17 protein-coding genes are annotated in these 17,126 nt (G+C 70.7%); 9 read left to right on the forward strand and 8 right to left on the reverse strand.

Annotation, left to right across the window (positions count from 1 at the left end; translation table 11 throughout):
* The first annotated feature begins 94 nt into the window (after positions 1–94).
* The 4 genes from JYK18_RS31670 to JYK18_RS31685 all read left to right on the forward strand — a co-directional run bounded on the left by JYK18_RS31670 (position 95) and on the right by JYK18_RS31685 (position 6,224).
* On the forward strand, positions 95–1,486 hold the full coding sequence (locus JYK18_RS31670) for an MFS transporter (RefSeq protein ID WP_206807087.1): 1,392 nt from the start codon (positions 95–97) through the stop codon (positions 1,484–1,486).
* Positions 1,483–1,917, forward strand: a complete 435-nt coding sequence (locus JYK18_RS31675) for a GAF domain-containing protein (RefSeq protein WP_206807088.1) — start codon at positions 1,483–1,485, stop codon at positions 1,915–1,917. Before JYK18_RS31670 ends, JYK18_RS31675 begins: the two co-directional genes overlap by 4 nt.
* Positions 1,914–3,119 carry an amidohydrolase family protein gene (locus JYK18_RS31680; RefSeq protein ID WP_206807089.1) on the forward strand — a complete coding sequence of 402 codons (1,206 nt, stop codon included), beginning with the start codon at positions 1,914–1,916 and terminating at the stop codon, positions 3,117–3,119. Before JYK18_RS31675 ends, JYK18_RS31680 begins: the two co-directional genes overlap by 4 nt.
* 138 nt (positions 3,120–3,257) lie before the next feature.
* Positions 3,258–6,224 (forward strand): family 16 glycoside hydrolase, encoded by a 2,967-nt coding sequence (locus JYK18_RS31685; protein ID WP_206807090.1) that lies wholly within the window; start codon positions 3,258–3,260, stop codon positions 6,222–6,224.
* A 66-nt stretch (positions 6,225–6,290) separates the two neighbouring features.
* Here the strand turns inward: JYK18_RS31685 and JYK18_RS31690 are convergent, their stop codons facing one another.
* Positions 6,291–6,665: a VOC family protein gene (locus JYK18_RS31690; protein ID WP_206807091.1), complete on the reverse strand. Its 375-nt coding sequence runs from the start codon at positions 6,663–6,665 to the stop codon at positions 6,291–6,293.
* Between the two features lie 65 nt (positions 6,666–6,730).
* On the opposite strand from JYK18_RS31690, the gene JYK18_RS31695 reads away from it, so the two are divergent.
* Positions 6,731–7,078: a helix-turn-helix domain-containing protein gene (locus tag JYK18_RS31695; protein ID WP_206807092.1), complete on the forward strand. Its 348-nt coding sequence runs from the start codon at positions 6,731–6,733 to the stop codon at positions 7,076–7,078.
* A 1-nt stretch (position 7,079) separates the two neighbouring features.
* Here JYK18_RS31695 and ssuE read toward each other — a convergent pair whose 3' ends face one another.
* From ssuE to JYK18_RS31715, 4 genes are all read right to left on the reverse strand, one after another.
* Positions 7,080–7,619, reverse strand: coding sequence for an NADPH-dependent FMN reductase (gene ssuE / locus JYK18_RS31700; protein ID WP_206807093.1), 540 nt, complete (start codon positions 7,617–7,619; stop codon positions 7,080–7,082).
* Positions 7,620–7,634: 15 nt separating this feature from the next.
* Positions 7,635–8,855, reverse strand: coding sequence for an acyl-CoA dehydrogenase family protein (locus JYK18_RS31705; protein ID WP_206807094.1), 1,221 nt, complete (start codon positions 8,853–8,855; stop codon positions 7,635–7,637).
* Positions 8,852–9,976 (reverse strand): dimethylsulfone monooxygenase SfnG, encoded by a 1,125-nt coding sequence (sfnG, locus tag JYK18_RS31710; protein ID WP_206807095.1) that lies wholly within the window; start codon positions 9,974–9,976, stop codon positions 8,852–8,854. The genes JYK18_RS31705 and sfnG overlap by 4 nt, the downstream gene beginning before the upstream one ends.
* Positions 9,977–10,200: 224 nt before the next feature.
* On the reverse strand, positions 10,201–11,877 hold the full coding sequence (locus JYK18_RS31715; RefSeq protein WP_206807096.1) for a hypothetical protein: 1,677 nt from the start codon (positions 11,875–11,877) through the stop codon (positions 10,201–10,203).
* Positions 11,878–12,125: 248 nt separating this feature from the next.
* Between JYK18_RS31715 and JYK18_RS47045 the strand changes: the two genes are divergently transcribed.
* Entirely contained in the window at positions 12,126–12,989 is an 864-nt protein-coding gene (locus tag JYK18_RS47045; RefSeq protein WP_242582298.1) for a thermonuclease family protein, read from the forward strand.
* Here JYK18_RS47045 and JYK18_RS31725 read toward each other — a convergent pair whose 3' ends face one another.
* The 3 genes from JYK18_RS31725 to JYK18_RS31735 all read right to left on the reverse strand — a co-directional run bounded on the left by JYK18_RS31725 (position 12,990) and on the right by JYK18_RS31735 (position 15,238).
* Entirely contained in the window at positions 12,990–13,793 is an 804-nt protein-coding gene (locus JYK18_RS31725; RefSeq protein WP_206807097.1) for a family 16 glycosylhydrolase, read from the reverse strand.
* A gap of 123 nt (positions 13,794–13,916) precedes the next feature.
* Positions 13,917–14,567, reverse strand: coding sequence for an SUMF1/EgtB/PvdO family nonheme iron enzyme (locus tag JYK18_RS31730; protein ID WP_206808237.1), 651 nt, complete (start codon positions 14,565–14,567; stop codon positions 13,917–13,919).
* Positions 14,568–14,752: 185 nt separating this feature from the next.
* Complete coding sequence (locus JYK18_RS31735; protein WP_206807098.1) at positions 14,753–15,238, reverse strand: GNAT family N-acetyltransferase; 486 nt, start codon at positions 15,236–15,238, stop codon at positions 14,753–14,755.
* Positions 15,239–15,298: 60 nt separating this feature from the next.
* Between JYK18_RS31735 and JYK18_RS31740 the strand changes: the two genes are divergently transcribed.
* The 3 genes from JYK18_RS31740 to JYK18_RS31750 all read left to right on the forward strand — a co-directional run bounded on the left by JYK18_RS31740 (position 15,299) and on the right by JYK18_RS31750 (position 17,064).
* Positions 15,299–15,790 (forward strand): VOC family protein, encoded by a 492-nt coding sequence (locus tag JYK18_RS31740; protein ID WP_206807099.1) that lies wholly within the window; start codon positions 15,299–15,301, stop codon positions 15,788–15,790.
* A gap of 32 nt (positions 15,791–15,822) precedes the next feature.
* Positions 15,823–16,632, forward strand: coding sequence for a MerR family transcriptional regulator (locus JYK18_RS31745; RefSeq protein WP_206807100.1), 810 nt, complete (start codon positions 15,823–15,825; stop codon positions 16,630–16,632).
* A gap of 87 nt (positions 16,633–16,719) precedes the next feature.
* On the forward strand, positions 16,720–17,064 hold the full coding sequence (locus tag JYK18_RS31750) for a VOC family protein (protein ID WP_242582301.1): 345 nt from the start codon (positions 16,720–16,722) through the stop codon (positions 17,062–17,064).
* Positions 17,065–17,126 lie beyond the last annotated feature (62 nt).

Raw genomic sequence — 17,126 nt, forward strand, 5'->3', positions numbered from 1 at the left:
CACGGTAACGCACCGTAGGTTACATGCAACGACCCTTGCAAATATCGAGATATGCAGTATAGCTTGTCGGCACCTCGGACATGAAGGGCGCGCGATGACGCTCCTGGCACGACTCGACCGGCTCCCGCTGAGCCGTCCCCACTACGCGCTGCTGCTGATCGGCGGCCTCGGTTACACCTTCGACGGCATGGACTCGGCCGTGGTCGCCTTCCTGCTGCCGTCGGTCAAGGAGGTCTGGGACCTCACCAACGGCCAACTCGGGCTGATCGGCTCGGCCACCCCGTTCGGCTTCCTCTTCGGTGCGATCGCGGCCGGCCTGCTCGGCGACCGCATCGGCCGCAAGAAGGTGATGATGTACGCGCTCGCCTTCTACGCGGTGTTCTCCGTGGTCGCGGCGTTCTCGCCGAACTACGAGATCTTCCTCGGCGCGCGCGTGCTGGCCGGGATGGGCGCGGGCGCGGAGAGCGCGATCATCGCGCCGTTCCTGTCCGAGTTCGTCCCGGCGAAGCGACGCGGCTGGTTCGTCGGCGCGCTGGCCGGGTTCTTCTCGTTCGGCTTCGTCGCCGCCGCGCTGATCGGCCGGTTCGTCGTGTCGGCCTCACCGGAGGGCTGGCGGATCGCGCAGGTGATCACCGCGCTGCCGATCGTGATGCTGCTGTGGTGGCGGCGGTCCCTGCCGGAATCCCCGCGGTTCCTGATGATCCAGGGCCGCGAGGCCGAAGCCGAGCAGGTGGTGGCCAAGCTCGAACGCGACGTGGAACGCGCCACCGGCCGCCCGCTGCCGCCGCCGGAGGTCACCGAACTGCGGCCCGCCACCGAAACGCCGAAGGTCAACCTGGTCACCGCGCTGCGCTTCCTGTGGAGCAAGGCGATGCGCCGCCGGACGGCGGTGATCTGGACCGTCTGGTTCGTGATCACCTTCTCCTACTACGGCTTCTTCTCCTGGATCCCGACGCTGCTGGTCGAGCGCGGCATCACGGTCACCAAGAGCTTCGAGTTCTCCATCATCATCTACCTGGCCCAGATCCCCGGGTACTTCTCCGCCGCCTGGCTGTCCGAGCGGCTGGACCGCAAGCGCACCATCGCGCTGTACCTGACCGGCTCGGCGGTCAGCGCGTTCTGGCTGAGCCAGATGGACGCGCCGTGGGCGATCACGCTGGCCGGCGCGGTGCTGTCGTTCTTCCTCAACGGCACCTACGCCGGCGTCTACTCCTACACCCCCGAGGTGTTCCCGACCTGGATCCGCGCCACCGGCACCGGGCTGTCCAGCGCCTTCGGCCGGGTCGGCAGCATCCTGGCGCCGACCATCATCGGCCTGTCCGCGGCCAGCCTCGGCTTCGGCGGGGTGTTCGGCCTGACCACCGCGGTGCTCGCGGCCGGGGTGCTGTGCGTGCTGGTGTTCGGGCTGTCCACCGCCGGGCGCTCGCTGGAAGAACTGACCGAGCACGGCGCCGCCGTGTCGACCGCCGAGGAGATGACGAAGTGAGCACACTGTCCACTGTGGAGGAGCGCGTGCGGGCCGCGGTGGGGGTGAAGCTGTTCACCGTGCTGGCCTGGGTGCCCGAGCGGCAGGCGCTGCGGCGGGTGCACAGCAGCCATCCCGGGCAGTACCCGGTCGGCGGGGAGAAGACCGTGGAGGTCGCGCGCGGCTGGCTCGACGAGTGCATCACCGGGCAGCGGCCGTTCTTCGGACCGGACGCGGCTGCCGTGCGCGAGATCTTCGCCGACCACGCACTGATCGAGGAACTCGGCTGCGGCGCGGTGATCAACGTGCCGGTGGTCGACGACGAAGGGACGACGCTCGGCGTGCTCAACCTCCTTGACGCGGAAGGAAGTTACGACCGGTACTCGGTGGAGAAGGCGGTATCGCTGGCTCCGCTGGCGGTGGCCGCGCTGCGTGACGAGGTGGTCCGGTGAGCGCGCTGCTGCTCCGCAACGCCCGCCTGCTCGACCCGGCGGCGGGCGAGTACGTCGAGGGCGACCTGCGCTGCGCCGACGGCCGGATCGTCGAGACCGGCACCGGGCTCAAGGCCGACGACGTGCGGACCATCGACGTGCGCGGCGGCGTGGTGGTGCCGGGCCTGGTCGACGCCCACGTGCACGTCACCGCCTCGACCGCGGACCTCGGTTCGCTGCCCGCGCAGTCACCGTCCTATGTGGCCGCGCACAGCGTGAACATCATGGGGCGCATGCTCGATCGCGGGTTCACCACCGTGCGCGACGCCTCCGGGGCCGACTTCGGCCTCGCCGACGCGCAGGCGGAGGGGCTCTTCCGCGGTCCGCGCCTGCTGTTCTGCGGCCGGGCGCTGAGCCAGACCGGCGGGCACGGCGACAGCCGGGGCCGGGGCACGCACCGCCACGACGACCACCCGTGCTGCGCCGGGCTCGGCCGGATCGCCGACGGCGTGGACGCGGTCCGCGCGGCGGCGCGGGACGAACTCCGCAAGGGCGCGCACCACCTCAAGGTGATGGCGTCCGGGGGAGTGGCCTCACCGACCGACCGGATCGACTCCGTGCAGTACTCCGCCGAGGAACTCCGCGCCATCGTGGAAGAGGCCGAGGGCGCGAACCGGTACGTGGCCGCGCACGCCTACACCGCGCGTGCCGTGAACCGGGCGCTGGAGCTGGGCATCCGGTCGATCGAACACGGCAACCTGCTCGACGACCGCAGCGTGGAGCTGTTCCTCGAACACGACGCTTTCCTGGTGCCCACGCTGGTCACCTACTGGGCGCTCAAGGAGGAGGGCCGCGAGCACGGGTTGCCGGAATCGAGCTGGCGCAAGGTGGACGAGGTGCTCGGCGCCGGGCTGGCGGCGCTGGAGCGCGCGGCCCGCGGCGGGGTGAAGATCGTCTACGGCTCGGACCTGCTCGGCGGCATGCACCGGCACCAGAACCACGAGTTCCGGCTGCGGGCCGAGGTGCAGCGCCCGCTCGACGTGCTGCGGTCGGCCACCTCGGTGGCGGCCGAACTGGTCGGCATGACCGGCGAGATCGGCACGCTGACCCCCGGCGCGCACGCCGACCTGCTGGTGCTCGACGGTGATCCGCTGACCGACATCGGCGTGCTGGCCTCGCCCGAGCGGTTCCGCGCGGTCGTCCAGGGCGGCGTCCCGGTCTGAACAGCCCAGCCCGCTACCGCCGTTCGGCGCACTTTCAACGAGAACGCGCACACTTTCGTTGACTTGTGACGAAAGCTCTCCCTAGTGTCGGCAGGGTCGTGTGACCTGCGCTACACCGGTCCCCAGGGGAGTGAACCCATGCGCCTGTCAGTGCTGTTCGCCGCGTTGCTCGTGGCCGGTTCGGGGCCGTTGCTGGTTCCCGAACCGGCCGCGGCGCAGATCCCGCCCCAGGAACCGGGGGTGACCCTGCGCGTGTACGACGTGCAGGTCGGGCTGAGCAAGTTGTGCGTGCTCAAGGCCGGGCAGACGCCCAACGTGGACAAGCTGATGCCGTCCATCGACTGGTCCACCACGGACCAGTTCGGCATCGCCGACAACTTCGTCTCCGAGGTGACGGCGAACCTCAACGTCCCCGCCGATGGCACCTACAAGTTCCGCCTGACCAGCGACGACGGTTCGCGGTTGAAGATCGGCGACACCGTCGTCGTCGATCACGACGGGCTGCACGAGCCGACCGCCAAGGAAGGCACGGCCGAGCTGACCGCCGGGTACCAGCCCCTGCGCATCGACCACTTCGACGCCTCCTACGACCAGGTGGTCAAGCTCGAATGGCAGCCGCCCGGCGCGGCAGGCTACACCGTGGTGCCGAACTCCGTGCTGAGCACCGACGCCGACGTGGTCAGGGTGACCGCGCCCGGCCGCAAGGAGTGCGAAGCGGGCACCGACTCGCCCGGCGACGGCCTGCCGCTGACCGCCGTGCACCCCGGCCTCACGCTCACCAACCTGCGCCCCGACGGCTTCGAGCCGCAGGTCAGCGCGATGGACTGGCTGCCGGACGGCAGGCTGGCGATCGCCACCTGGGGCGGTACGGACAACGAACTCGGTGAGGTCCACCTGCTCAGCGGCGTCACCGGCACCACCGACCCGTCGAAGGTGCGGACGCAGAAGGTCGCCGAGGGCCTCCGGGAACCGATGGGCATCAAGTTCGTCGACGGCAAGCTCTACGTGTCCGAAAAGGACGGTCTGACCGAGCTGAACGACACCAACGGGGACGGGGTCACCGACGACTACCGGACGGTGGCGACCTGGCCGTACGGCGGCAACTTCCACGAGTTCGCCTTCGGCTTGCTGTACCGGGACGGGGACTTCTACCTCAACCTGTCCGTGGCGATCAACTACGGCGGCGCCACCACCGATCCGCAGCCCGCGCCCAACCGCGGCACCACGATCAAGGTGAACAAGAACACCGGGCAGGTGTCCTACCTGGCCGGTGGGCTGCGCACCCCGCACGGCATCGGCTGGGGCCCCGACGGCGACATCTTCGTCACCGACAACCAGGGCGGCTGGCTGCCCTCGTCGAAGCTGCTGCACGTCAAGCAGGACCGGTTCTTCAACCACTACATGAACCCCGACGGCCCGTTCGACGACCGCGCGGTGACCCAGCCGGTGCTGTGGCTGCCGCAGAACGAGATCGCGAACTCGCCGAGCAACCTGCTGACGCTGCCGGACGGCCCGTTCGCCGGCCAGCTGGTGTTCGGTGACGTGACCTACGGCGGGCTGCAGCGCGCGCACCTGGAGAAGGTCAACGGCGAGTACCAGGGCGCGGTGTTCCGGATGACGCAGGGGCTGGAAGCCGGGGTGAGCCGGATCAGCCTCGGGCCGGACGGCGCCATCTACACCGGCGGCATCGGCGCGGGCGGCAACTGGGGCCAGCCCGGCAAGCTCAGCCACGGCCTGCAGAAGCTGACGCCCAACGGCGAGGCGGGTTTCGACATCCTCGCCATGCGCGCCGTCGAGGGCGGCTTCGAGATGGAGTACACGCAGCCGCTGTCGGCCGAGACCGCGCAGGAACTCGCCTCGAAGTACCAGGCCACGCAATGGCGTTACGTGCCGACCGCGGACTACGGCGGCCCGAAGGTCGACGAGCAGAAGCTGACCGTGTCCTCGGCGACGCTGTCCGCGGACGGCAAGAAGGTCACGCTGGGGATCCCCGGCCTGAAGGCGGGGCACGTGGTGCACGTGCGCTCGCCCCGGCCGTTCGCGGCGGAGTCCGGCGCTCCACTGTGGAGCACCGAGGCGTGGTACACGCTGAACTCGCTGGTCGGCGGTACCGGCCAGGTCACCGAGTACGAGGCGGAGACGGCGGGCCTGAGCGGTGGCGCGGCGGCGAACACCAATCACCCCGGCTACTCCGGCACCGGTTTCGTGGACGGGTACTGGAACCAGGGCGCGTCCACCGCGTTCACCGTGAACGTGCCCGCCGCCGGTGCACACAACGTCGGCCTGCGATACTCGAACGGCCCGGATCCCTTCTCCGGCAGCAAAACCGTGAGCGTTTACGTCAACGGCACGAAAGTCCGGCAGACGAGGCTGGCCAGCACGGTCGACTGGGACACCTGGGCCACGCACACCGAATCGCTTCCGCTCCAGGCGGGGAACAACACGGTGACCTATAAGTTCGACAGCGGCGACGACGGCAACGTCAACCTGGACAAGATCAGCGTCACGCCGGTGCAGCGGATCTCGCTGTTCGACGGGTCCGGACTGGGCGCGTGGGAAGCGAAGTCCGGCGGCGCGGCGACCTGGCCGGTGGCGAACGGTTCGGTGGAATCGCTGGGCGGGGACATCCGCACCAAGCAGAAGTTCGGCGACTTCAAGCTGCACGCGGAATGGCTGGAGCCGCAGTACCCGCCGGAGGTGACCGGGCAGGCCCGCGGCAACAGCGGGGTGTTCCTGCAGGAGCGGTACGAGGTGCAGGTGCTGGATTCCTTCGGTGACACCACCCTGGCGGCGGACGAGGCCGGGGCGATCTACTCGAAGCGGGCACCGGACAGCAACCGGGCGACCGCGCCGAACACCTGGCAGAGCTACGACATCACCTTCCGCGCGGCCCGGTTCGACGGGGCCGGGAACAAGATCGCGAACGCGCGGGTGACGGTGGTGTGGAACGGCGTCGTGGTGCACAACGACGTGGAGATCGACGGGATCACCGGTGGCAACAGCCTGCCGGAGGGCCCGTCGCCGGAATCGGTGCTGCTGCAGGACCACGGGGACGCGGGGGAGAACCCGCGCTTCCGGAACCTGTGGATAGAGCCGCTCGGCTGACCCCGGGCAATGCTATGAGTGGGGCATTACTTGCATTCAACGCAAGTAATGCCCCACTCATAGCATTCAGCTGGCGATCCGCTCGACCAGTTCTGGTGTCCATTCCACGTACTCGACCTCGGCGCCGTCGCGGTGCCGGGCGTAGAGGAAGCGGCCGGTGGGCCCGGCGGTTTCCGGGGTGGTGATGGTGGCCCCCGCCGCGGCCAGGGTGCGTTGCAGTGCGTCGAGATCGGCGACCACCACGGTCGCGCTCGCGTGCGCGTACTTCGCGCGTTCGCGCTCGGGACCGGCGATGACCAGGAAGTCCCCGATCGCGGCCAGTTCCACGGCGTGGAACGCCAGCCGGAGATCGGGTTCGGCGCCGGTAAGTTCGCGCAGCAGGGGCAGGGCTTCGTCGAGGTCCTCGGCCCAGAGGCGGGCGTAGGTTTTCCGGATGCTCACCAGCCCACGGTAGGAACCGGGCGCCGGGCGCGGAAGAACGCACTTTTTGGTGAGAGGGGTGCTCGATGGGAACCGAGCAGGACACAGTGGACACCGTGGCGTACGAGATCTTCCACGGTGTGTCCGGGAAGTGGGCCCTGCCGGTGATGAACCTGCTCGGCGAGCGCACCCTGCGCTTCTCCGAAGTGCACACCGCGATCGAGGGCGTCAGCCACAAGATGCTCACCCAGACGCTGCGGGGTCTCGAACGGGACGGTGTGGTGCACCGGCGCGTACACCCCACCGTCCCGCCGAGAGTCGAGTACTCGCTGACCGAGGCCGGGCAGGCGCTGCGCGGCACGATCAACGGGTTGTGCGGCTGGACCCGCCGCTACCTCGAACAGATCGAGGCCGCCCGCGCCCGCTTCGGCTGACTCACGACGCGCGCACCAGCGTGCGGCCCACCGCGGTCGAGAACCCGTCCACCAGCCGGTACAGCTCGGTGGCCGATTCGAGCCGGACCCCGTCCGGGGTGAGTTCGATGTGCTGGTCCAGCACGAACCAGCCGGGCACGATGTGCGACGCGCCGAGCGAGGACAGCACCGGGCGCAGCGCGTAGTCGATGGCGAGCACGTGCGCGGTGGTGCCGCCGGTGACCACCGGCAGCACCACCTTCCCCGCGAGCGCGAACTGCGGCAGCAGGTCGAGCAGCAGTTTCAGCAACCCGCTGTAGGCCGCCTTGTACACCGGGGAGGCCACCACCAGCCCGTCCGCGGCGGCGATCGCGTCGACCACGCGGGCGATCGCCGGATGCGCCGCGTCCGCGTGCGCCAGCGGTTCGGCGGGCAGGTCGCGGACCCGGACCGCGCCGACCGCGTGCCCGTGGGCCCGCAGCCGGTCGGCGAGGTGGTCGGACAGCGCGGCGGTGCGCGAGGTGGCCGACGGACTGCCGGACAGCACGAGGATCGACGACATGACGGACCCCTCCGCTCAGGTGTACCAGGTGGGCTCGGGCAGTTCGCCGAGCAGTGCGTACCGCCCGACCTCGGCGCGCTTGTAGGCCACCGGGTCGTGCAGGCTGTGCGTGCGGATGTTGCGCCAGAACACGTCCAGCCCGACCGAGTTCGCGCTGGCTCTGGCCCCGGTCACCTCGAACACCCGGCTGCCGATCTCCAGGCCGGTGTCGATGGCCCGCTGCTTGGCCGCGGCGATCAGCACCGCGGCCTCCCCGCGTTCGGCCTCGGTGACCGAGTCGGCGTGCGCGTTGATCGCCTCGATCGCCACCGCCGCGCGTTCGGCCAGCGCCTCGGCGGCCCACAGCTTGGCCTGCAGGTCCCCGTAGGTGTCGAGGATGTAGAACTCCTCGGTGGCCGACTCCTTGTTGTCCCCGCCGTAGGGCCACGGCCGGGTGCGCTCGCGGGTGTAGGCGGTGGCCGTGGTCAGCGCGCCGCGGGCGATGCCGAGGTAGAAGTTGGTGAACACCAACTGGATCAGCGGCACGTTGAGGGTGTTGTAGGTGCGGGGCCGGAACTCCTTGTCCACGTACCCCGCGGCCTGCGCCCACGGCACCCGGACCCCGCGGATCTCCACGCTGCCGCTCTCGGTGAGCCGCTGCCCGAGGTTGTCCCAGTCGTCGTTGAACACGATGCCCTCCTGCGCGGACGGCACGATCGCGAAGATGTGCTTGTCCGTGCCGGTGAGCACGCCCTCCAGCACGGTCACGTCGGAGACCTTGCTGCCGGTGGAGAAGGACTTGCGGCCGGTGAAGACGAGCTCGTCGCCTTCGTCGGTGATGGTGAGGTCGTTGTCGCGCGGGTTGACCGCGCCGCCGAAGAACCAGCGCTCGCGGGTGGCCTGCTCCTCGACCGCGGCGATCTGCGCCGGGGTGGCGACCAGGCGCGCCGCCCACGCCCACAGGTAGTGGTACCCGATGAGCTGGCCGATCGAGCCGTCACCGGCGGCGATCTCGCGGATCACCCGGTAGGCGGTGGTCCAGTCCTGCCCGCCGCCCCCGTGCTCGGCCGGGCCGAGCAGGGTGACCAGTCCGGCGTCCTTGAGCAACCGGACCTCGGCGTGCGGGGTGCGGCCCGCGCGCTCGCGTTCCACCGCGTCGGCGGCGAGTACGGCGGCGACCTCGCTCGCCCTGGCCACCCAGCCGGCGGAGTCGGCCGGTGGCGTGCTCCAGTCGGTGCTGTGCTCGGTGGTGGTCATCGGAGTCCTCCCACGGGTTCCGGGGTGCCCGCGCCGGGCACCAGCTCGGCCTCCAGCGCGCGGACGATGGGCAGCACGTGCGTGCCGAAGTACTCGACCTCTTCGAGGTAGTGCAGGAAACCGAGCAGCAGCAGGTTCACCCCGCGCCGCTTGTACTCGACGATCCGGTGGGCGATCTGCTCCGGGGTGCCGATCAGCTTGCTGCGGAAGCCGTCGTTGTACTGCACCAGGTCCTCGAACGCCGAATCCGCCCACATCCCGCGTTTGTCCGAAGTGGAGCTCCCGGCCTGGCGGACCGCGTCGCGGAACCCGTGCACCGCGTCGACGTCGGCCTTGGCGACGATCTCGCGCAGCGTGTCCTTGGCCTCGGTCTCGCTGTCCCTGGCGATCAGGAAGGCGTTGAGTCCGAATCGGACGGTCCGGCCGTGTTCCCGCGCGGTCCGGCCGACCTCGTCGATCTGCTCGGTGACGCCGTCGAAGTCCTTGCCGTTGCTGAAGTACCAGTCGGAGACCCGGCCGGCCATCGCCCTGGCCGCGGTGGAGTTGCCGCCCTGGAAGACCTCAGGAGTGGAAAGCGGTTTCGGCTTCAGGTCGTACCCGCGCAGGCGGTAGAAGTCGCCGGCGAACTCGGCGTTGGCCTCGGTCCAGCTGGCGCGGAGCACCCGGATGAACTCCTCGGCGCGGCGGTAGCGCTCGTCGTGCTCCAGCCAGTGCTCGCCGAGCGCGGTGAACTCGCCCTTGAACCAGCCGCTGACCACGTTCACCGCGGCGCGGCCGCCGGAGAGGTGGTCGGCGGTGGTGAGCAGTTTGGCCAGTACCGCGGGGTGCCAGAGGCCGGGGTGCACCGCGGCGATCACCTTCAGCCGTTCGGTGGCGAGCAGCAGGGCGAGGCTGAAGCTGGTGGACTCCTGCTGGTAGGCCGCGCCGTAGCTGGCCATGTAGCGGACTTGGGAGAGGGCGTAGTCGAAGCCGTGGTGCTCGGCGAGCACGGCGAGGCGCTTGTTGTAGTCGTAGCTCCAGTCGGTGCGCTGTTCGATCTTGCTGGTGACCAGGCCGCCGCTGACGTTGGGGACCCAGTAGGCGAACCGGAGCGGTTCGTCGAGGTGGTGTGGTGCGGACATGCTGCTCCCGGGTGGCAGGGGTGAAGGGCTGAGCGCTGGGTCAGCGCGGACAACCCTGTCCGGCGATGCGCGCGAAATCGAGGTGGCGCCGCCGGGTGAAGTTCCACCGGTGCAAGGGCATGGGCGGAGTCTAAGCACGCGGGCGGGCGGCGGGCACCGTCCGTCCACGTCCCGGGACGGCGGTATGCGGGGACCGTTCCGGCGCGTACGATTCCGGGCGCGCGTCAGTCCACAGTGGAATGAGTGGCGTCGTGCACGCGCCAGCCGAACAGCAGGGCGCCGACCGCCACCGCACCGAACAACAGGCCGAAGACCGGGCCCGCGCCGCTGAACAAGGCCACCACGGTAACCACCATCAGACACAGGCCGACGACCATCGTCGCGGTACCGGCCCACACCTGCCGCTCACCCACCGATGCCGTCCCGGCAGCCGCTTCGCGAGCCGCCGGAGCCTCCACGATTTCAGGTGGAGCGACGGGTGCCGGGTGGCTCACCCGCCGAGGAGGTGGCTGCGTGGCCGGTACCGGCCGAGGCCGCAGCGCGGGCGGCGTCGGCCCCGCGACCTGAGGCCGCGGCGCAGGCACCGTCCGAGGACGCGGCGTTGGCACCGTCCGTGGACGTGGCGCTGGCACCGTCCGGGGATGTGGCGCAGGCACCGGCCGCGGCGAGGGCACCGTCGACCGCCCGGCTTTCGGCCGCGCCACTTCCGGTCGTGGCACGGGGATCACCGCCGGGGTCTTGGCGCCGGTGGGACCGTCGAGCGAAAGCGGGGGAGTGGTGAGCAGCGAGGCGGCCTCCGCGATCGGGAGCACCTTCGCGCCCAGCTCCCGCGCGCGACCGAGCCGTGGCTCGGCCGGGGGCACACCGTCATCGTGCACCAGGTGGGTCACCGAAGCCGTCAGCTTCCGCGCCAGCTGCACCCCGGCGTCCAGGATCGCCGCCCGCAGGGCATCGGCGTCCGGGGTGGTGCCCAGGACCAGGATCCGCCGCGGCTGCCCGGTGGGCCGCAGGTCCCGCACCGCTTCGGGCACGCCGAGCAGTGTCGCCAGCTGCTTGAGGTCGCGTTCCTCCGCCGCGGTGACCACGCCGTCGGCCTTGGCCAGCGCGACCATCGACTCGACGAAGTCCAGGTGGATCCTGGCCAGCACCGGGCCGGTCAGCCCGGCGGCCGAGGCCTGCCCGGTCAGGATCGCCGCCTCGTCCGGCGAGAGCTGGTGATCGGCGAAGGCGTCGGCGAGCAGGCCGGCGTACGACCGCTCCAGCGCGTCACCGGTCGGCGACGGCAGCCGTTCGACCAGGTCGCCCTCCCAGCCCTGCACGCTCGGCGCGGTGTCCGCCCGCGGCCGCGGCCGTCCCGGCGCGATGATCGGCAGGCGCCGGAAACGCGGCTGCTCACCCAGCGCGAGCCGGTGCCTGTCCAGCAGCGAAACCAGGATCCGGCCGCACAGCCGGGCGCTGCCGAGCGCGGTCTGCGAACCGTCGCTGTCGAGGCCGAGTGCGTGCGCCACGGTGGCCGGCCGGTAGTTCGGCAACCGCAGTGCGCTGCGTGCCGCGTCGAGCGTGCAGACACCGGGCAGCATCGGCATCGGCACGCCGGCCTTGCTCAGCTCGATGGCCAGCAACCGCGTCTCGTGCGAGAGGTCGTGCGTGACCAGCACGCTGCCGCGGCACAGCTCGACGAAGTTCCCGGCGATCTCACTCAGCGTGGGCGCGGGGGCCGCGCCGACGAGCGTGGACAGCTCGCCGAGCACGGTGCCGTCCGCACGCAGCCGCACCGCGGCGAATTCGACGATCCGGCCGGGCAGGCCGGTGCTGGTGAAACCGAGCGCGGTGAATTCGCCGGAATCCGCGGGAAAATGGCCTGACCGGGTCAGCCGGATCGGTTTGACCAGTTCGGACATCATGCCACCGCCTTCCGTCTGTGGAGAGATCGAGCGGTGCCGGAAAACGTGACGGCATTCCCCGCCTTGTCACCCGTTCGCGTCCGCAGGTGTGACTGAGTGCAGAAATATGCCGTGATATGGGGCGAACGGGTGAAGGGGCGGTGATATCGCCCCGGAGCGTAACGAGAGCGTGCCGCCGGACGAGGAAGTGGAGCACAAGCTCCGCGCCGCACGGCGCGTCCGCACCATTTCGAGGAACGATTCTCATGCGCACCACTCCGGGTATTCCCCAGAGCTCGATGGGCCGCCTGCCGAAATGGCTCAAGGTCACCCTTTCCGGCTTCGGGGTGTTATTCGTTTTCGCCCTCATCTTCGGTGAATCACCCGCGGACGAGAGACCCGCGTCCGCGCCGACGGTCACCGTCGCGCCCACGACGACCACTCCGGCGAGCGCGGTCCCGCAGCCCGCCGAGTACGTGGTCGCCGAGATCAGCAACGGCCACACCGTCAGGCTGACCGGCCCCGCCGGACCGAAAACCGCGCGGATCCTCGGCGTGGAAACCCCGCCGCCCTCCGGTGAGAGCTGCTTCCGCACCGAGGCCTACGACTGGGCGAAGCAGATGCTCGCGGGCAAGGAGGTGGTGGCGGTGGTGGACGACACCCGGGACGTGGTGCTCTCGCTGGTGCTGGCCGACGGCACCGACTACGTGGCCAAGGCGCTCGAAACCGGGCACGCCAAGTACGTCACGGACGTGGCACTCGGCAGCGCGGCCGCCGGCCTGCGCTCGGCCGAAGCGGCGGCCAAGGCGGCCGGGCTCGGGCTGTGGGCGGCGCCCTGCGGCGGGGTGATCACCAGCGCGCCGGTGCCGGAACCGCAGCCGGTGCCAGTGCCCGCGCCGCAGCCCGAACCGAAGCCGCAGCCCGAACCGAAGCCGCAGCCCGCGCCCAAGACCGAGGCCAAGCCCGAGCCGGCGGCCCCGCCCAAGACCACCACCAAGGCGCCGCCCGCCGCCGGGTACTACAAGAACTGCGACGCCGCCCGTGCCGCCGGGGCCGCCCCGCTGCACCGGGGCGAGCCCGGCTACCGGCCGCAGCTCGACCGCGACGACGACGGCGTCGCCTGCGAATGATCAGGCGCGCGACCGGCCGACGTAGACGTCGCGCGCGCGGTAGAAGGTGTCGCCGGACGGCCCCGGCGACCCCGACGAGCCCTCCATCTGGAGGTTCAGGATGAGCCACATCGGCTTGTTCACGAAGTTCGCCGCCCGGTGCTGGCCGACCCAGTTGCCGTCGAGGTAGTAGTGGATGTCCGCGTCGGTCGCGCTGACCTTCGCGATCCACGCGCGGTAGGTGTGCCAGCCGCCCGGGTTGCTCACGTTGACGATCGTGTTGGACCAGCCACCGCCGGCGTTCTTGTAGGTGTTGAACCAGTTCCGCGCGTCCCCCTTGTACTCGAGGATGTCGCTCTCCGGCGGCCAGCTGTTCGCGCCGGTGAGCCAGAACGCGGGCCAGGTGCCGCGGGCCGAGGGGGCCTGGAACTCGCCGCGCACCTCCCACTGCGGGAACTGGTCGCTGATCACCACCTGCTGCTTCGCGTGCAGCGCGCCGGAGTGGTAGCGGATCGGCAGGTACGGGTCCTTGCTACTGGTGCCCTCGTCCCAGGTGATCCGGCTCGCCCGGAGCACCAGCACCCCGGAACCCTCCAGGTAGACGTGGTTGTGGTCGGCCGCGCTGCCGTACATGCGCGCCGTTCCGTTGTGGTCGGAGCCCCACGGATAGCCGTAGTGCCAGGCGGATTCCAGTGCGGGGTAACCGGAGAAGCTGCCGTTGAGCACCGTCTCCCAGGTGGCCGCCGCGGCCCGGGGGAGGCCGACCGCGGCCCCCAGCAGGCCGGCCGAACCGGCGATGAGGAAGCGGCGTCTGTCCGTGACCATGACTCGACCTCTCTGTCGAACAGGCAGGGGAACCAGCGTGCGAAAGCGCTTTCAGCGTTGCCCCGAGCCGGCTCCGGCGCAATCCGCCGGTCAGGTGTTAGCGCTCACAGCGAGATTCCCGCGTCACGACCTGGCCAGCCGGAAGCCGACGTCGTCGACCTGGAAGGTGGGGTGGCTGCGCCGCCGGACCGAGGCGCGGCAGCTCCAGTGCTCGTCGAACCAGCCGCCGCCGCGGAGCACCCGGTAGGTGCCGTAGACCTCGGCGTCGTAGACGTCCCAGCACCACTCCCAGACGTTGCCGAGCGTGTCGTGCAGGCCCCACGCGTTCGGGCGCTTGCCGCCGACCTCGTGCACGCGTTCCCCGGAATTGCCGCGGTACCAGGCGATCTGGTCGATCGGGCCGTAGCGGGGCCCGGTGCTGCCCGCGCGGCAGGCGTGCTCCCACTCGGCCTCGGTCGGGAGCCGGTAACCGTCCGCGCCGGTGTCCCACTCGACGTCCTCGGCGTCGGCGGCGTCGGCTTCGAGGTGGTACACCGGCGCCAGCCCGTCCCGCTCGGACAGCGCGTTGCAGAACCGGACGGCGTCGAGCCACGACACGCTTTCGACCGGCAGCCGGTCCCCGCGGGCGGCGCTCGGCCGGGAGCCGGTCACCGCCGCGTACAGCTCCTGGGTCACCGGGACCGCCGAGATCCGGTAGGCCGCCAGCACCACGGCCCAGCTGCGCTGGGTCCGCCGGTCGGACAGGGTCACCCGGCCGGGCGGGATCGCGATCATCGGCTCCACGGGCGGCGACTCTAGTGGTTGCCACCGGGGGTCCTTCGCGGGTATCGGCGGATTCAGGTTTCCGGTGGGTGTGCCGCGCCGAGGCCCTCGTACCGAGTTGTACTCGGGACTTGGCGCGGTGCGTCCACCGGGAAGCTGAATCCGCCGATACCCCGGGGGACTCCCGGTGGTGACCACTAGCGCTCGAGTCGGCGGAAGTAGCGGGCGATGGGGAGTTGGGTGAACCCGGCGTGCTCGTAGGCCGCCCGCGCCGGGGCGTGGCCCGGATCGCCGCCGGTTTCGACCATCGCCAGGGTCATCCCGTTGTCGGTGAACCACCGGAGGGCGTGCTCGGTCAGCGCGGCCGCGATGCCCCGGCGCTGGTGGTCCGGGTCGACCGCGATCATGTGGATCTCGCCCATCCGCTCCTCGTGGTCGAGCTTGACCGTGGCGAACCCCGCCACCACCGAGTCCGCCTCGGCCACCCACGTGGTCAGGTGCTCGTCCGCGCACGCGGCCTCCACCGCCCGCCGCTGGTCACCCCGCCAGTCCTGGTGCATGGTGGCGAAGATCCCGCCGAGCACCTGTTCGAGTGACGCGAACACCGGCGCCCACGCCCGCAGGGCCAGGTCGGTCACCGCGGGCTGGTCGGCCGGTTCGAAGGTCCGGATGCTGAGGTCCATGGCCCCAGCCTCGCATCCCGGCTTGACCCTGACCCCGCAGGAGGCTTGACGATCACGGACATGAGTGAGTACCGCAGTCCCGTGCCCCTGCCCGGTCCCGGGGTGACCCCGCCGGAGGTCTACCGGGAGATCTACCCCATGCCCATGTTCGTCATCCTGCCCACGGCCGATCTCGAGGCCTCGAAGGACTTCTGGATCCGCGGGCTCGGCTTCATCGACCTGTTCTCCGCCCCCGGCCAGGTGACCCACCTGCGGCGGTGGGCGTTCCAGGACGTGCTGCTGGTGCCCGGCGACCAGCCCGCCGAGGCGCCGGGGATGAGCACCAGCTTCTCCTGCGTGCTCGACGAGATCGACCAGATCGCCCGGCGGTGCGAGGACCTCCGGCCGGGCAGCACCGCCGAGCCGGTGGTGAAGCCGTGGAACTCGCTGGAACTGGAGGTGATCACCCCGGAGCACGCGCGCGTGGTGATGACCGCGGCCCGCGTGTTCGATCCCGACGGCCCGGAGGCGGCGAACGTGCGCGCGATGGGCATCGAGGTGCCACGCGGGTGAGCACGTGGTCCGGTGTGCGCGACACTGGGCTGATGATCGATCTGGAACCGCCCGGCCCCGGTGGGCTCACCGTGGGCCGGGCGGCCTCGCTGGTCGGGGTCAGCGTGAAGACGCTGCACCACTGGGACGGCATCGGCCTGGTGCGGCCGAGCGGGCGCACCTACGCCGGTTACCGGGTGTATTCGGACGAGGACATCGCCCGCATCCACCGGGTGCTGGTCTACCGGGAGATCGGCCTGCCGCTCGCCGAGATCGGCCGCATCCTCGACGACCCCGGCGCCGACGCGCGGGAGCACCTGCGCCGCCAGCGCGGGCAGCTGGTCGAGCGCATGGACCGGCTGCGGGAGATGGTCACCGCGGTGGACCGGATGATGTCGGCGTCGGTCAACGGGATGCGGTTGACCGCCGAGGAACAGGTCGAGATCTTCGGCGACCACTGGGAGCCGTCGTGGGCCGAGGAGGCCGAGGAACGCTGGGGCGAGAGCGAGCAGTGGGCGCAGTACGCCGAGCGGGCCGCGGAGCGGACTCCCCAGCAGTGGAAGGAGATCACCGCCGCGGTCAACGCGCTCCACGCCGATCTCGCCGAGGCGAAGCGCGCCGGGATGGAGCCCGGTTCCGAGGCGGCGAACGCGCTCGCCGAACGGCACCGCGCCCAGCAGTCGGAGTACTTCGACTGCACGCTGTCGATGCACGTCTGCCTCGGTCGCACCTTCGCCGGCGACCCCGGGTTCGCCGCGTACTACGACGGGCTCACCCCGGGACTGGCGACCTGGCTGCGTGACGTGATCTTCGCGAACGCCGAGGCGAACGGGGTCGATCCGGCCACGGCCGAGTGGCGTTGAGGGACTGATCAGGAATCGAGAAGCGCGGCGCGCCGGTGCTCACCTAGCGTTACCGGCATCGAGTTCGCCACGACTTCCGGAGTGATCATGACCGAAGGCATCAAGACCGTCCTGCACCCCGTCTCCGACCTGGCCGCGGCCAAGGCCGTCTACACCGCCCTGCTCGGCACCGAGCCCTCGGCCGACTCGGAGTACTACGTCGGTTACGACGTCGCGGGCCAGCACATCGGGCTCGTTCCCGGCGGTGGCCCGCAGGGGATGAAGTCGCCGGTGGCCTACTGGCACGTGCCCGACATCGAGGCGAAGCTGGCCGAGGTGACCGCCGCCGGGGCCACCGTGACCGAGGCCGCGCACAACGTGGGCGGCGGACGCCTGGTGGCGAGCTTCACCGACGCCGACGGCAACGTGCTCGGGCTCGTCCAGGACCAGTAGCACCGGTGCCCCGACCCGGACGTACTGTGTGATCCGCCGGACCAGGCCGGTCGGCAGCAAGA

It is taken from the genome of Amycolatopsis sp. 195334CR, from assembly GCF_017309385.1.
Taxonomy (GTDB): Bacteria; Actinomycetota; Actinomycetes; order Mycobacteriales; family Pseudonocardiaceae; genus Amycolatopsis.

Excerpts from the sequence above, each read along its gene's own strand:
- JYK18_RS31670 (WP_206807087.1), top strand. The coding sequence starts at position 95 with ATGACGCTCCTGGCACGACTCGACCGGCTCCCGCTGAGCCGTCCCCAC.
- JYK18_RS31685 (WP_206807090.1), top strand. The coding sequence starts at position 3,258 with ATGCGCCTGTCAGTGCTGTTCGCCGCGTTGCTCGTGGCCGGTTCGGGG.
- JYK18_RS31695 (WP_206807092.1), top strand. The coding sequence starts at position 6,731 with ATGGGAACCGAGCAGGACACAGTGGACACCGTGGCGTACGAGATCTTC.
- ssuE (WP_206807093.1), bottom strand. The coding sequence starts at position 7,619 with ATGTCGTCGATCCTCGTGCTGTCCGGCAGTCCGTCGGCCACCTCGCGC.
- JYK18_RS31705 (WP_206807094.1), bottom strand. The coding sequence starts at position 8,855 with ATGACCACCACCGAGCACAGCACCGACTGGAGCACGCCACCGGCCGAC.
- sfnG (WP_206807095.1), bottom strand. The coding sequence starts at position 9,976 with ATGTCCGCACCACACCACCTCGACGAACCGCTCCGGTTCGCCTACTGG.
- JYK18_RS31715 (WP_206807096.1), bottom strand. The coding sequence starts at position 11,877 with ATGTCCGAACTGGTCAAACCGATCCGGCTGACCCGGTCAGGCCATTTT.
- JYK18_RS47045 (WP_242582298.1), top strand. The coding sequence starts at position 12,126 with ATGCGCACCACTCCGGGTATTCCCCAGAGCTCGATGGGCCGCCTGCCG.
- JYK18_RS31725 (WP_206807097.1), bottom strand. The coding sequence starts at position 13,793 with ATGGTCACGGACAGACGCCGCTTCCTCATCGCCGGTTCGGCCGGCCTG.
- JYK18_RS31730 (WP_206808237.1), bottom strand. The coding sequence starts at position 14,567 with ATGATCGCGATCCCGCCCGGCCGGGTGACCCTGTCCGACCGGCGGACC.
- JYK18_RS31735 (WP_206807098.1), bottom strand. The coding sequence starts at position 15,238 with ATGGACCTCAGCATCCGGACCTTCGAACCGGCCGACCAGCCCGCGGTG.
- JYK18_RS31740 (WP_206807099.1), top strand. The coding sequence starts at position 15,299 with ATGAGTGAGTACCGCAGTCCCGTGCCCCTGCCCGGTCCCGGGGTGACC.
- JYK18_RS31745 (WP_206807100.1), top strand. The coding sequence starts at position 15,823 with ATGATCGATCTGGAACCGCCCGGCCCCGGTGGGCTCACCGTGGGCCGG.
- JYK18_RS31750 (WP_242582301.1), top strand. The coding sequence starts at position 16,720 with ATGACCGAAGGCATCAAGACCGTCCTGCACCCCGTCTCCGACCTGGCC.